The sequence below is a fragment of the Nostoc sp. CALU 546 genome, from assembly GCF_048836525.1.
In genome coordinates, this window is the sequence record NZ_JAWJTF010000107.1 from 1 (window position 1) to 15105 (window position 15105).

The following is a 15105-nucleotide window of genomic DNA, read 5'->3' on the forward strand; positions in this document are numbered from 1 at the left end:
CGTTAAGTTGACACCAGTGCCCCATGACTGACTGGCGTGGGTTGGAGGGATCTTCAAAAGATTAAAACGTTAACTGAACCGTGTTGGAGCAACTCTTAGTGTTAGGATTGGGCAAAATTATCACTTGCACAACAAGACTGGTAAACTTCCGACCAAGGATGAGTTAGCTGATAATTACCGCCATGATGGTGTGTGGTGAGATGCACAGGCAGCCAAATCAGCAGAAGGGAATCTCTTCATAAGTAATGGAAACGGGTCTAATGTTGTGTGGGTCTAAATAGTCACTCTGCATAGTTTGGAGTGACAAATTCAAGAATTTAAAGCCAAATTCCTGATTGGTAGTACATACCTGTAAAATAGCTCTTTTCAGCTAGATGGTAGATAACAAGTAACGTACTCACTAAAACTCAGGTTACTATAATTTTCAAAAAAAGTTAGCAGCAATATATAAACTTCATGATAAATAAGTAAAGTAAACATGAAAACTAATTAATAGCATCTTCCAGATAATTGTTATTAATCTTTATTTGTTTGGGTGTCCGGAAAGACTGAAAATGTACAGCAAAAGATAATTTTATATGCTTATTTAATTACACTTATAAATGAGTGAATCATTTTATGGTAGCAATTTTCCTGAAAAATTTTAAGTTTTAAAAGTCACAAATATAAATGCAAAATTGCATGAGTACCTCGTTTTCCTATAGGACTCATATTTGATTTTTGAACAAAACTCAGTACAACTAAGAAGCCTTCTTGACTGTTGCCTGTAGCAAGATTGCCTGTTGCCTGTCTACGCAAATTCGTTCAGAAATAAAAGCGAATTCCTATAAATTTTGTCAAAAGTCTAATTTACCCGGATATGGCAATAACTAAAGTGGATTAATAAATGGTAGATGCACCCTAATAAATTACAGCCCTCAGCTTTTAGTTGGGGGCTTTTATTATTTAAATATAGATGGCAGCAAACTGGGAGCTAACCATATTGCATAACCAAGAAATCCAAATAGCAAGGTAATCAGGGTAGTAATGCCGTAACTGATGCAAATTAATAAACCGTCCGATTCGATGGTGGCAACAGTCAAAAGTAAAATCCCTATAGTGGGAATGGGATTTGTAAACGGAATTGGTAAGATTAGTAATATTGTTAATAAAGAAAGACAAAATCCATTAATTCGCCAAATTAAAGGATTATGGGCTATTTTTGGCAATCGGGGACGGGTGATTTTCTGGAAAACTTTGGTAAGACGTCCCAAATTTTGCAAAAGCAACTGGGCGAAGGGACGAGGAAATTCATAGTTAGCGATTTTTTTGGGTAGCCAAGGCGATCGCCTCCCTAAAAGCATTTGCACTGATAACAGTAAACAAGCAGCACCAAAAGGCCCAGTTAATCCTGGTGGCATAGGAAATAAAAAGGGCAAAACTAATAATGTAATTACCAGGCTGAAGCCTCGTTCTGAGGTTTCTGCCAGAATATCACCTAGAGTCAGTGGTTGTTCTGCTAGGCGTTGCAACAGGGACTTTATATCTTCAGAAAATCTCAGATGCATTTGGCGTGAGTTGATGCGAGTTCCCACATTTGTAGCAGAGGGAGATATTTTAGATTTTGGATTGAAGGAAAATCTAAAATCTAAAATTGAATGACTCCTAGCTCCTGATTTTTGAGGGTACTAAAACAGATATAGCTCTAGGTATAACCCGAAAATGAGCAGGAGTGTAAGTAGTGATTTCACCATCTGTATTAATAGGGCGCGGTTTGCGAGTATACACCTTTATTTCTTGACCTTGAAGAGAACGCACATTCTCCCAATGTATATGTCGCCCTTGTCTCATTGCGGGTAGTAATAATATAATTTGCCACCAGTGTTGAATTTCTAAACTATAAAGGTCTAACCTTTGGTCATCTATAGTGGCATCATCCGCCACTGCCATACCGCCGCCGTAATAGCGGCCGTTACCCACAGCAATTTGCACTGTTTTGACACGAACCGATTCACCGTTGATCACAATCTCAGCAGAAAAAGGTCTAGCTTCCCAAAGTACTTGCAATGCAGTAGCGGCATAAGCAAATATTCCCCAACGGCGTTTGACTTCTTTGGTAAGTCGTTGGGTAATTTTTACACTCAATCCCAGACTGGCAACGTTAAAAAAGTGCTTGCCGTTTACACAACCCAAGTCGATGCGCTGTAAATTTCCATCTGCAATAATTTTGCAAGCTTCACTAAGGGAATTGGGGATTCCCAAAGTCCTTGCTAGATCGTTGGCAGTTCCCAGAGGCAAGATTCCCAAAGGTAACTGAGTATCAATTAAAGCATCTACTGCGGCATTTAGAGTGCCATCTCCTCCACCAATAATTACGAAGTCAACTTGATGCTGATAGCGAAGTATAACTTCAGCAAGATGTTTGGGATTTTCTGTAGACTCCTCAATTAAATCAAAGTCGAGTGTCTTCAGATATTCAATCGCTTCCGACAGACCCTTTTCCCCTTGGCGGGCATGACGATTTACTAACAGCAGTGCGCGGGAACTCATGGTTAGTACCTTTTGTAGTTGATATGTCCAATTATCCGCATCTATATATTCTGCTTTAAGGTAACTATAAAAAAGTGTTTAGGCTGTTCTGAAGTTTATAAAAAATTATTTTGTTAACACCTATTATATTGTGAATGCTAACTTTTTAATTTTCCTTATTATCTAGTTTAGCTCTATTAGTACTCAGTGTATCAATACCCAGGAAATATAATTATTACTCAATGTTAACTATGATTTAGGTATTTATTTTAATAGATAGAGCATTATTCAAATAATATCATGCCCCAAAAAATGGATATTTTTGATTAGTATAGATACATATTTAGAGATTTGATTTGTATTAATAGTTATACAAATTCTTTGTGAAGCCACACAAAATCAGCCTTGGTGAGATAAATTTCTCAAGCCACTTGTTCTATGCAACCTCACAGGTAATCGGTATTATAATTATTTAATTTTTGTTTGATAAAAAATTATATATGTCAACTTATGATGTGACATATTGGAAACTGTCTACGCTAAAGCGATCGCAGCTTGAAAGCAGCTTTGTCCTGGAAATCCCTATTTTCATTGGGAATTTTACTCTTGTGACTCTTTAGGGCCAGTATCACCACCAATAATTGCTTGAAATACGTCCCCTAGTAAAAAGAAAAACGCCCCAACTAACAATACAAGCATTAAACTAGCAAGGGCCGCAAAGGGTGAGAGGATAAACAAGATTAAAAGCCCAAGCATCAAAACCTTTAGTAATGTCTTATTCATCTTTTTTAAGATTGAATGATACGTATATTTTCTACTAATAGTCGATGAATCAACAATCTGTCACCTTCCCTCTGTTAGATTTAACCTGTCCGCGCTTAGTTTTGTAGTCAAGGCGCTTTCTTTGAGAACTGCGAGTTGGTTTGGTGGGTTTGCGTTTTATCGTCACTACAACTGCGCTTTGAATGAGTTCTTGAAGTCGTTTCAAGGCTGACTCCCGATTATTCTCTTGGCTTCGGTGTTCCTGGGCTTTGATTACGACAACTCCTTCTTGGGTAATGCGTCGATCGTTCAGCTTTAAAAGCTGTTGTTTATAATAATCGGGTAATGACGAAGCCACAATGTCAAAGCGCAAGTGGATTGCGGTGGAAACCTTGTTAACATTTTGGCCTCCGGCTCCTTGGGAGCGAATCGCAGTAATTTCAATATCAGTCTGTGGGATAATAACTTTGTTGGAAATTTGCAGCATTACTCACAAGGAAAAAGAGAAACTTTTAAATTTGGGATAAACTTTCTTACTCGGTTTGTTCGGTGAATATGACTACATCTTCATCTTCATTGTTTAAATTCACCTCTAAAGTCTGTCCTTGTATTGTCACTTTATCACCTGGTACTAGTCGCCGTCCTCGTCGGGTTTCTAACATACCATTTACTTGGACATCCCCACCTTGAATCATCAGCTTGGCTTGGCCTCCAGTTGGCACTATACCCATCAATTTTAAAAATTGATTTAACTTAATTGTGTTGTCTCTGACTTTCTTCATCGTAAATAAAACTACATTACCTTAGAGGATGTTTGAAAAGTAGTATGTTGTGATTTTAATCGAATTATTACCCCCCTTAGTCCCCCCTTATAAAGGGGGGAAACAATAAAATCCAGTTCCCTCACGCCACATGCTTCAAGTCGGCGAAGCCGCCCAACGCAGTGGCTCCCCTTTATAAGGGGAGGGCTAGGGTGGGGTAAAAAAATTTTATACATCAATCATGACTTTTCAAACATCCTCTTAATTGTATCGTGGCATGATCAAGGTAAAACGTTAATCTATTAAGCTATATATCAGCCTAGAACCGCAAGGCGGAATTAAAAATTAAAAATTAAAAATGAATACAGCATAAGGGTTTTGTTGATTTGGAATGATTGGTTTATTTCCGCCGTGTTGTACTAGATGAAATTAAATGAAACCTAAAGTACTTTGTCCAGTTTAAATGGATATTCTTGAGGTTAAGTCTAGTCTCAAACTGATATGCCAGACTTGAATGCTGCTGAGTCTATCAATCGGAAGATGAATTTATACTCAAAAGTCAGTAATCTTAAGTAAAAGTACAAATATGCTGATTTTGAGTAAGCTTTTATATCTTCGTAAAAGCATAGCGATCGCGAAAACGAAAAACTGTAATCCCAGTTTATAAGAAGAATTCAGAACTCAGAAGTCAGAATGGGCTAAACGCCCCGCTATCGCTAACAGTATGAATTCTGTACGAGTGGGTGACGAATATTGGTTAAAACTTGCCCCTAGTAGGCGAAAAAAATTAAACTATTCTCGCCTTAAAACTCTATCCCCTTATGGGTAGAGTATTCACCAATTCTGAATTCTGTATTCTGACTCCTGTTTTATTATCTATAATGTTGATCGGCAAAATTTCCAGATATAGGTGAAAAAACTAGTCTGGAAGGTTCTTTTAGTGTATTCAGGGGACTGGATCTATGATTAAGCTTGGTTTATTGGTACAGTCCCAGAATAACTCTTTGGGTATCGGAAAAGTTACCGAAATATCTGATGCCAATGCAAACGTTGAGTATTTCTGCTCTATAGGGCAACGTCTTCAAAAAACTTTACCTGTAAGCTCGCTCTCTCAGGTTAGGCTTGAACCACAGGCTCGATGCTATATTAAATCCCAAACTCAGGATCAATGGATAGTTGGCAGAGTTTTCATCTGGGATGAAGATACGGAAATGTATCAAATTGATTTACCAGACAAGAAAACTGCGATCGCTTCTGTTGAAGACATTTACGTTCGTTGTAATCTCCCAAATACAGACCCCATCCAAACTCTGGCGATGAAGGGTCACGAAACGCCCTACTTCCACGATAAAAGATTGGCGTTCGTGAAATCCTTGATTAAGCAACGCGCTGTGAGTCGGGGGATGACAGGATTGATTTCGGCAAATATCAATCTTTATCCTCACCAAGTTGAAGTAGTCAGGCGGGTACTGGAAGACCCAATTCAGCGCTACTTGCTAGCAGACGAGGTGGGACTCGGAAAAACCATCGAAGCGGGTGCGATTCTGCGTCAGTTCCTTCTGGATGAACCGAAAAGAGGGGCGGTGGTATTAGTTCCGCAATATTTGCTCAAACAATGGCGGACTGAGTTAGAAAACAAGTTTTACATCTCCCATTTTGGCAAACGGGTAGCGGTGCTGGCGGTTGAAGATATCCATAAAATCAACCTGAAAGCGAAGATAGGCTGCTTAATTTTAGATGAAGCCCATCACATCGCAGCGATGGCGACCTCTAAGGATGCAACAGTGCGCCAGCGTTTTCAGACTTGCAAAGAAATTGCTCATAAAAGCGATCGCTTACTTTTATTATCTGCCACTCCTGTTCTCAACCATGAGCAAGATTTTCTGGCCATGTTGCACTTGCTCGACCCGACAACCTATAAAATTGGTGATTTAGAAGGTTTTCGCGCCAAAGTAGAAAGCCGTCAGCAAGCTGGTAAAGTTCTCCTTTCTTTTAAAGAAGGTGCGGAACCTGTTGTTCTCAAAAATAACTTACAGCAACTACGAAAACTCTTTACTGAGGATGAGTATTTACTGAAACTGGCGGATGATTTAGAAAATTGTTTACAAGCAAATTCTACTGAGCAAGAGCAAATCGTCCAAGCAATTCGCGTCCACGTCAGCGATACTTATCGATTACACCGCCGAATGCTTCGCAACCGTCGCGCTGCGGTGGAAGATGTGATCTTTGACCGCAATTTCACGCCGAAAGAAGAGTATGATTTGGACGAGCGATCGCTTGATATTCACGAACTGCTCAATCAATGGCGTAGTGTTGCTCCTAATGACAAGCAATATCAGCGAATTTTTCTGCTGTTATTCCTAGCTGCTGGTACTTGGTTAGGAATTTTAGAACAGGTAATTACCGCCCGTTTAACTGGTAAACCTCATGCTAAACTCATCCAGGAGTTTAAAGAAGATGATGTTCGCATCTTAACTACAACCCCCAAATTCCCAGGGGAAGAAGAGATTCTGCAATCCTTCCTAAAAATTATTCGTCAACCCCAAGAGGACGGAGAACGGAGGGAAAATTTGAAAACAGTCCTGCTGAATCAGCTAGGTACACACTTCAAAATTCCCGCAAACGTTCGGAAGAATCACAACGAATTCATCACAAGGATACAGCAGAGAATTCGTAGACCAATTACTGGCGATATTCTGCCAAAATTTATTGTATTTACCAGCTTTGTGCAAACTTGCGGCGAAATCGTCCGATATTTGTCTGATACCTTTGGTGCAGAGACAGTAGCCAAACATCAATTTGGAGAACCACCAGACAAAGTTGAAGAAGACTTAAATAGGTTCAAGGATAACCCAAACTGCTTTATTCTAGTATGCGATCGCTCTGGAGAAGAAGGGCGTAACCTCCAGTTTGCCGATTGGTTAATTCATTTTGACCTTCCTTGGTCGCCTAATCAATTAGAACAAAGAATTGGCAGACTTGACCGCATTGGCAGTAAAATTGGCATCCAATCCTGCGCCTTGATTGGCCCCTATTTAGAAGATAGCCCTCACAATGCTTGGTATAAAGTATTAAAAGATGGCTTTGGTATTTTCCAACAATCAATTGCTAGTCTCCAGTTTTATGTGGATGAGAAACTTGCAGAATTGGAAACAACTTTGTTCCAATCAAGTGCGGCTGGATTGTTAGAAATGATTTCACCAATTCAAGAGCAAATTGAAGCTGAAATAGCAAAGATTAGCGAACAAAATGCTCTAGATGAAATTGACGCTAACGATGAAATTGCCACCGAGTATTTTCAAGAGTTAGATAATTATGATGCTTGTCATCTAGAAATGAAACGAGCCATTGAAGGCTGGATTTGTGACGCGCTGGGATTCAGAGGACTCAATAATCCAGATTCATCAGATATGCGACGTTATCAACCCTCAACGCGGACATTGGTTCCCATAAATGAGCTAAAAAACCGTTTTGCTGATAGTTATCTAGACCAATTTGGTACTTATAATCGCAGGGTAGCAAACCAGAATGCAGGTGTTAAACTCTTTCGAGTCGGGGAAGGATTTGTTGAAGCACTCTGGAACTATATAAACTGGGATGACCGGGGTGAAGCCTTTGCGATGTGGCGCACTGATGCATCTTGGGATGCGAAAGAAGGGAAAGAGTGGTTCGGTTTTCAATGCAATTATGTAGTTGAAGCAAATTTAAGAAATGCCAAACAAGTTTTACTAGATAACAAACTAGATAATTCCCAATTCAAAAACTTACAGCGACGTGTTGATGCTCTATTTCCACCAATTATAGAAACAATCTATGTTGATGGTCGGAATGAGCCAATATGCGTTGTTGAGGATCAAGCACTCTTAAGTATTTTGCAACGTCCATATAAAGATAAAAACAATAATCAAGGACGAGATTACAATCTGGCAAAAGAGAGATTAGGAATTATTGACGATTTTGTTGATCCTAGTAAATGGCAAAATTTCTGCTATCAAGTGCGTAATACTTCTGCGGAATTACTTTCCAATCGTCCCGATTTTATTGAATTGTGCCAAAATTGTGCTAGGGTCGCCGAAAAGAAATTAGCCAATAGAGTAGAACAATTACGCCTGCGTTTGAACCAGCAAAGTTGGGATAATGCATTAGCTGAAGAATTGAAGATAGAAACTGCTTTAAACGCAGCTATTTTACAAGGAATTCGCCAACCCCAGATTAGACTTGATTCTGTCGGTTTTATTGTTGTATCAGGGCGATCGCTTATGCAATTTGAGTGATCTCTGATATTATCTATGTGCGGTTAAATAGCCTTAGTTACCGTATAAACCCCACTCCTTACAAGGGTGGGGTTTTTTGGAACTTCCAATTAAATCAAAACTGGTGTAAAAAAATTAACTATAGCCGTAGTCACATAGGTTAGGACATTTTGAAAACCCCAAGGCTAGGAATAGTAATACTTTTACCTCCTGCCTCCTGCCTCCTGCCTTCTGCCTCCTGCTATATATTTTTGACTTTACCGGAAAAATAAGTAAGTATTAGCACTAGTGATACTGAAACGAAGTCATTTATAGTATGAAACGTTCAAATCGCCTTGCTTGGATAGGAGCGATCGCACTCGCTGCGATCGTTTTACTTAGTTTGTTCGCGGCTCCCAATAATACTAAACTTAACGCTGGTTCTACTTATAACCGCGCTCCTGACGGCTATGGTGCTTGGTATGCTTTTATGCAACAGCAAGGAACTTCTATCAAGCGCTGGCAAAAGCCTTTGAGTGATATTCAGCCAGAGAACAGTCCAGTTACTCTACTACAGGTAGGCGGCTATCCAAGGGAGACGACACTGGATAATCAAGAGCGGGAATGGCTAGAAAAAGGGAATACTTTGGTAATTTTGGGGGCTGGGGCGCGGGTTACAGAGGCAGAGTTTAGCACTATGCAGAAATCTCCCCAAGGTGATATTAAAATTGATACACGTAGACGATATAAAAAAGCTAACTCCCAGCAAGTTGATTTAGGCGATCGCTTTGGTGCTGTTGTCTGGGAAGAAAATTATAAACAGGGAAAGGTGATTTTTTCTACCACTCCTTATTTAGCCGCCAACGCCTACCAAGATTATTTAAGTAATTTCAAGTATCTAGCCAGTTTGGTAACTACAAAAAGTAACACAGTATTAGTCGATGAATACATCCACGGCTATAAAGATGCTGATGTCAGAAAGAAAGAAAGCGAAGGAAATTTATTTAGTTTTTTTGGTAAAACTCCTTTATTTCCAATATTGATACAGGTAGGTATCCTGCTATTAGTACTAACTTGGGCGCAGAATCGCCGCTTTGGCAAACCAGTAGGTTTAGATACGCCAGTAGCAGATAACAGTGAAGCATACATCCAAGCTTTAGCGGGAGTGTTGCAGAAAGCTGATACCACCAACTTTGTTGTAGAGATGGTGGGTAAAGAAGAACAACTACAACTCCAAAAAGCTTTGGGATTAGGGCAAGTACTTTTAGAACGCCAAGCCTTAATGAATTTCTGGATAGAAAAAACAGGCGCAAGTGCAGGAGAATTAGATGCAGTTTTAAAGCTACAATCTCGCAAACAACCCATCAGTGAAAGAGAACTGTTAAGCTGGTTGGGGAAATGGCGAACCATTAGATTAATTCGTAATTCGTAAGTCGTAATTCGTAATTATTTTTTTGGAATTGTTCTCTGTGTTGGTTATTTTTTAAGAAAAATATGAGCGAAACACATCCTATCTTAATTCGTCTCGGTCAAGGTCTTAATCAAGTTATTGTCGGACAATCTAGCTTAATACAACAACTTTTAGTAGCACTGCTAGCGGGTGGACACGTAATTTTAGAAGGAGTACCGGGAACTGGTAAAACTCTCTTAGTAAAAGTGTTGGCGCAGTTAATCCAAGGGGATTTTCGCCGGATTCAACTAACACCAGATGTTTTACCTTCAGATATTACTGGTACAAATATTTTTGACTTAAATAGCCGCAATTTCACTTTGAAAAAAGGGCCAATATTTACCGAAGTGCTGCTAGCTGACGAAATCAATCGTACTCCTCCCAAGACACAAGCGGCGCTGCTGGAAGCGATGGAAGAGATGCAGGTAACGCTGGATGGTGAAAGTTTGCCCTTACCAGATTTATTTTGGGTGATTGCAACCCAAAATCCTCTGGAATTTGAGGGGACTTATCCCTTACCAGAGGCGCAGTTGGACAGATTTCTATTTAAGCTGGTGGTAGATTATCCAGATCAAGCTGCTGAAAAGCAAATGTTACTGAATCGTCAGGCGGGTTTTGCAGCACGGCGTTTGGATATTAGCCGTTTGAAACCAATCGCAACAGTAGCCGACATTTTACAAGCACGACAAGCAGTCAAAGAAGTTAAAGTATCAGAAGCGATCGTTGATTATTTGTTGGCGTTGGTGAGAACATCGCGTCAATATCCCGATTTAACTTTGGGTGCATCGCCTCGCGCCGCTGGTGCTTGGTTGCAGACATCTCAAGCATTAGCCTGGTTAACTGGAAGAGATTTTGTCACACCAGATGATGTTAAAGCAGTTGCATCGCCGCTGCTACGTCATCGCCTGATTTTGAAACCAGAAGCCATGCTGGATGGTTTACAAATGGATGCGGTAATTGCGTCGGTAATTAATCAAGTACCAGTTCCAAGGTAAAAAATTATTTGTAAGGGATTTCCAGTGAAGGAGGCAGGGGGCAGGAGGCAGGAGGCAGGAGGCATATTCAGTCTCAATGTGGAAGAAATTGCCCTAAAATTTATGTAAGCATGAGCCGCTGAATCTTAGATTAAGTTTAAATTTATTTAATTTTATAGAATGCCAGACGCAGAAAAGCCCCAAAACCAGCTGGCTAATGATAAGCTGCTGCATCGGCAAGTTAGTAAAAAAGCAAGTGATTCGCTAAGAGCCAGTGGAGAAGAGGGAATGGTGCTTCAGTTGGCTGATGGCACTATCCAGGCTTGCAATGCCGCTGGCGATCGCATTTTGGGACTGACAGCAGAGCAGCTGGTGGGGCAAAACTTCCTCGATCCCAAGTGGCAATTTATTCATGAAGATGGCTCTCCTTTCCTTAGTGAGGCTCACCCAGCGATCGTTGCACTAAAAACTGGTAAACCTTGTTTGAACGTGGTGTGTGGCTTCTATAAGCCAAATAGTGAGCTAGTCTGGCTCTTGTTGTCCTCCCAACCTCTGTTCCAAGTTGAAGGAAGCAATCCCTACGCGATCGTCACAACTTTTTTGGATATTACCGAATCTAAGCACGCCCAGCTTGAAGAGAACTGTAACTGTGGACAAGATACTCAACAAGTTGATGCAGATGAAAAACTCCACCCACAAGGGGATGGAGTTTTTGGGCATGGGGAATCGGACATAGGGCATAGGGAAGATGTTACCAATGCCCCATGTCCAGTGCCCCAAGCGACGGGGCGACTATCCCTCTACGGACATCTGGGGATGGAATTTCCCGTCGCTTTCAATGAATTTCAGACAGTGTGGGATAGTCATCGTCTGTTTCAACAAATTGCTGGCACTCTTCCGGGGATACTCTATATTTATGACCTAATTGAGGAGCGAAATTCTTACGCTAATTACGAAATTGCTCAAGGTTGGGGCTACACGCCAGCAGAAATCCAGGCAATGGGAAAAGAGCTATTTACCCAACTGCTACACCCTGAAGATTTGGCTCGACTCCCTAGCTATTTTGAAAAATTTAATTCTATTCGTCAGGGCGAAGTCCTCAGCTTTGAATACCAGATTCGACACGCTAATGGAGAGTGGCGCTGGTTTTGTAGCTATGACACTGTGTATAGCAGAACTGCTGATGGATTGCCACAATATCTTTTAGGAATCGCTTTTGATATTACAGAACGACGATGCACAGAAATTTCCCTACGGCAAAGTAATGAAAGATTTGAGCTAGCAGCAGCGGCAGTTAATTGCCTAATCTATGACTGGGAAATTCATAGAAATACTGTGGAAAGAACTCAGGGTTTAACCCAGGTTTTTGGCTATACACAACAAGAGGCTGAACCGAGTTTTGAGTGGTGGCAAAAACTCATCCATCCCGATGACCAACAAAGAGTTAATGACCAGTTCATGGCTAGTATGGCCAATGGCAACCGTTATAGCATCGAGTATCGGGTGCATCACAAAGATGGCCATTATTTGTGGGTGCTAGACCAGGGGTTTGCAGTCCGGGATGCAAATGGTCAGGTAGTTAGGGTAGTTGGTGCTACTACTAATATTACCGAACGCCAAGCTGCGCTCCAGGAACGCCAACAAATTGAAATAAACCTGCGCGAGAGTGAAGAACGGATTCGGCTGGCCACTACTGCTGCTGAACTGGGTATGTGGTTTTGGAATATCAATACCAAAGAGTTAATTTGGACAGAGAAATGTAAGCAGTTGTTTGGACTTGCTCCAGAAGCCGAAATAGGCTATGAGTTTTTCCTCAACTGTGTACATTTAGAAGACCGTCAACGCGTTGATGAAGCGATCGCTCGTTCTGTTGAAGAAAAGATTGACTGTGACATTGAATACCGCAGCCTTTGGTCTGATGGTAGCATTCATTGGATTGCTGCTAAGGGTCGCGTCTTTTATGATGCCGAGGGTAAGGCAGTACGTTTAACGGGTATTGCTCAGGATATTACCCAGCGCAAACAGGTAGAAAATGATTTGCGCCAGCGCGAAACTCAATTAAGGCGATTAGTTGATTCCAACATTATTGGCATTATGTTCGCCACTCCTAACTACATTACTGAGGCGAATGAGGCTTTTTTAGAAATGGTGGGTTACACGCGAGAGGAGCTTTTGGCGGGTAAGGTACGCAGACAACACATGACCCCACCGGAATATCATGCTCTAGATCAGCAGGGGATAGAGCAACTTTTAACGGTTGGGATATGTACTCCCTTTGAAAAAGAATACATCCGCAAGGATGGTTCCCGGATTCCCATATTAATCGGTGGTGCTTTGGTGGAGCGAGATCCAGCGTCTTGGATCTGTTTTATTCTTGACCTAACCCCCAGGAAGCAATTGGAAAAGGCACTTAGACAACAAGCAGAGGAACTCAAACAGGCAAACCGGAATAAAGATGAGTTTCTCGCCATTCTTTCTCACGAATTGCGATCGCCACTCAACCCCATTCTAGGGTGGTCATCTCTACTCAAAAGCCGCAAATTTGACGAAGCTACTACAAATCGTGCTTTAGAAACCATCGAAAGAAATGCTCAGTTGCAGATTCAATTAATTGATGAGTTGCTGGATGTGTCCCGAATTATTCGCGGTAAGTTGAACCTGACTTTTGCCACTGTTAACCTGGCATCTGTAATTGATGCTGCATTAGAAACAGTCCGGTTAATCGCCCAAACCAAATCCATCCAGATCAAAATCCAGCTTGACCCCAATGTTGGTAAAGTGTTAGGCGATTATTATCGCTTACAGCAAGTTGTGGGAAATTTACTCTCGAACGCAGTCAAGTTCACTCCCCCACATGGTTCAGTGGAAGTCAACTTATCATTGAGTCGTGAATTGACTTCCCACTCAGCTTTAATTCAAGTTAAAGACACAGGTCAAGGTATTTCCCCCGAATTTCTACCCCACGTATTTGAATATTTTCGTCAAGCCGATAGCAGCACAACTAGGAAATTTGGCGGACTGGGACTGGGATTAGCAATAGTCCGTCACTTAGTAGAGTTACATGGTGGTACTGCAACAGCAGCTAGTCCAGGAATTGGACAGGGAGCAGTTTTTACTATTAGACTGCCTGTGATGAAAGAGAGTGAGGGAGTAGAGGGAGTAGAGGAAGTAGGGGGAGCAGGGGAGAAATTTAACTCGTCACTTCTTTGTGGATTACGAATATTGATTGTTGATGATGATGTTGACACGCGGGAGTTTCTGCACTTCTTGCTACAACAAAATGGGGCGTTGATAACTGCCGCAGCATCGGTAACTGAGGCGCTGGCTTTTATAGCACAGACTGCACCTAATTTATTAATCAGTGATTTGGGAATGCCAGAAATGGATGGCTACAGCCTGATTAGGCTGCTTAGAGCCATGCCCAAGGAGAAGGGTGGGGAAATTCCAGCGATCGCTCTTACCGCCTATGCTGGAGAAAGCGATCGCGATCGAGTCTTAGCAGCTGGTTTTCAGAAGCATATTGCCAAACCAGTCCAACCAACTGAATTACTGACCTCAATTGCAGATTTGCTTAAGGAAAGAGTAGAGAGTGAAGAATAGTGTAGTTCCAAATTTTCTATAATCCAAAGTTTAACTCAAACCTAATCCAATTCCCGACGTCCTTCCAACGCCCTCGCCAAAGTCACCTCATCTGCATACTCCAAATCGCCACCCACAGGTAAACCAAAAGCAATCCGCGTCACCTTGGTAAATGGTTTCAATAACTGACCAATATATAGTGTTGTTGTCTCCCCTTCCACACTCGGACTAATTGCAAGAATTACTTCTTGAGGTTTTTGCTGATTTACCCGGCGCTGCAAAGCCAGGATAGTCAATTGTTCTGGCCCAATTCCATCTATTGGCGAAATCACTCCACCCAAAACGTGATACTTGCCTTTGTATTCACGGGTTTTTTCCAGCGCAATCACATCGCGAGGATCTGCTACAACACAGATAGTATTGTTGTCACGGTTGGCATTGCGGCAAATTTCACAAACAGGTTCAGCAGATAAGTGAAAGCAAACAGAACACAAACCAATCTGTTTTTTTGCCTCAATTAAAGCTTGTGCCAAAGCTTCTACTTCTGCTTCTGGTCGCTTCAAAATATGCAAAGCCAGTCGTTGGGCAGATTTAGGGCCAACTCCCGGTAGGCGTTGCAATTGCTCAATTAACCGTGCTAAAGGGCGTGCGTAAACCGTTGTCTTGTCTCCAGAATGTTTTTACCTTAACTATGATGACATTCTTACAGAATTTTGGATTGGTCATTTTATTTATCAGGAAAGGCAGAGGGCAGGAGGCAGGAGGCAGAAGGGAATTCTGAATCCTGTCCTCTGCCCGTGACCAGAGGCGAACTTGCGGTTTAAGACCCCCACCAAATT

General features: G+C 41.4%; 10 protein-coding genes. 4 read left to right on the top strand and 6 right to left on the bottom strand.

The features are described from left to right. Positions 1-941: 941 nt before the first annotated feature. The 5 genes from RRG12_RS34680 to RRG12_RS34700 all read right to left on the bottom strand — a co-directional run bounded on the left by RRG12_RS34680 (position 942) and on the right by RRG12_RS34700 (position 4052). Positions 942-1547 carry an exopolysaccharide biosynthesis protein gene (locus RRG12_RS34680; RefSeq protein ID WP_420762362.1) on the bottom strand — a complete coding sequence of 202 codons (606 nt, stop codon included), beginning with the start codon at positions 1545-1547 and terminating at the stop codon, positions 942-944. 97 nt (positions 1548-1644) lie between these two features. Then, a complete protein-coding gene (locus tag RRG12_RS34685) occupies positions 1645-2529 on the bottom strand; it encodes a lipid kinase (protein ID WP_069068198.1) in 885 nt (294 codons plus the stop codon). 579 nt (positions 2530-3108) lie between these two features. Continuing rightward, positions 3109-3291: a hypothetical protein gene (locus RRG12_RS34690; RefSeq protein ID WP_420762346.1), complete on the bottom strand. Its 183-nt coding sequence runs from the start codon at positions 3289-3291 to the stop codon at positions 3109-3111. A gap of 49 nt (positions 3292-3340) precedes the next feature. Continuing rightward, positions 3341-3757: an alternative ribosome rescue aminoacyl-tRNA hydrolase ArfB gene (arfB, locus tag RRG12_RS34695; protein WP_420762347.1), complete on the bottom strand. Its 417-nt coding sequence runs from the start codon at positions 3755-3757 to the stop codon at positions 3341-3343. Positions 3758-3803: 46 nt separating this feature from the next. Next, entirely contained in the window at positions 3804-4052 is a 249-nt protein-coding gene (locus RRG12_RS34700) for an RNA-binding S4 domain-containing protein (RefSeq protein ID WP_069068196.1), read from the bottom strand. A gap of 941 nt (positions 4053-4993) precedes the next feature. Here RRG12_RS34700 and dpdE point away from each other — a divergent pair. From dpdE to RRG12_RS34720, 4 genes are all read left to right on the top strand, one after another. Further along, positions 4994-8305 (top strand): protein DpdE, encoded by a 3312-nt coding sequence (gene dpdE / locus RRG12_RS34705; RefSeq protein WP_420762348.1) that lies wholly within the window; start codon positions 4994-4996, stop codon positions 8303-8305. 295 nt (positions 8306-8600) lie between these two features. Continuing rightward, on the top strand, positions 8601-9695 hold the full coding sequence (locus RRG12_RS34710) for a DUF4350 domain-containing protein (protein WP_420762349.1): 1095 nt from the start codon (positions 8601-8603) through the stop codon (positions 9693-9695). A 62-nt stretch (positions 9696-9757) separates the two neighbouring features. Continuing rightward, complete coding sequence (locus tag RRG12_RS34715; RefSeq protein WP_420762350.1) at positions 9758-10708, top strand: AAA family ATPase; 951 nt, start codon at positions 9758-9760, stop codon at positions 10706-10708. A 159-nt stretch (positions 10709-10867) separates the two neighbouring features. Next, positions 10868-14287, top strand: a complete 3420-nt coding sequence (locus RRG12_RS34720; RefSeq protein WP_420762351.1) for a PAS domain-containing protein — start codon at positions 10868-10870, stop codon at positions 14285-14287. Between the two features lie 41 nt (positions 14288-14328). On the opposite strand, the gene recR is transcribed toward RRG12_RS34720, so the two are convergent. Next, positions 14329-14886, bottom strand: coding sequence for a recombination mediator RecR (gene recR, locus RRG12_RS34725; protein ID WP_069073197.1), 558 nt, complete (start codon positions 14884-14886; stop codon positions 14329-14331). Positions 14887-15105 lie beyond the last annotated feature (219 nt).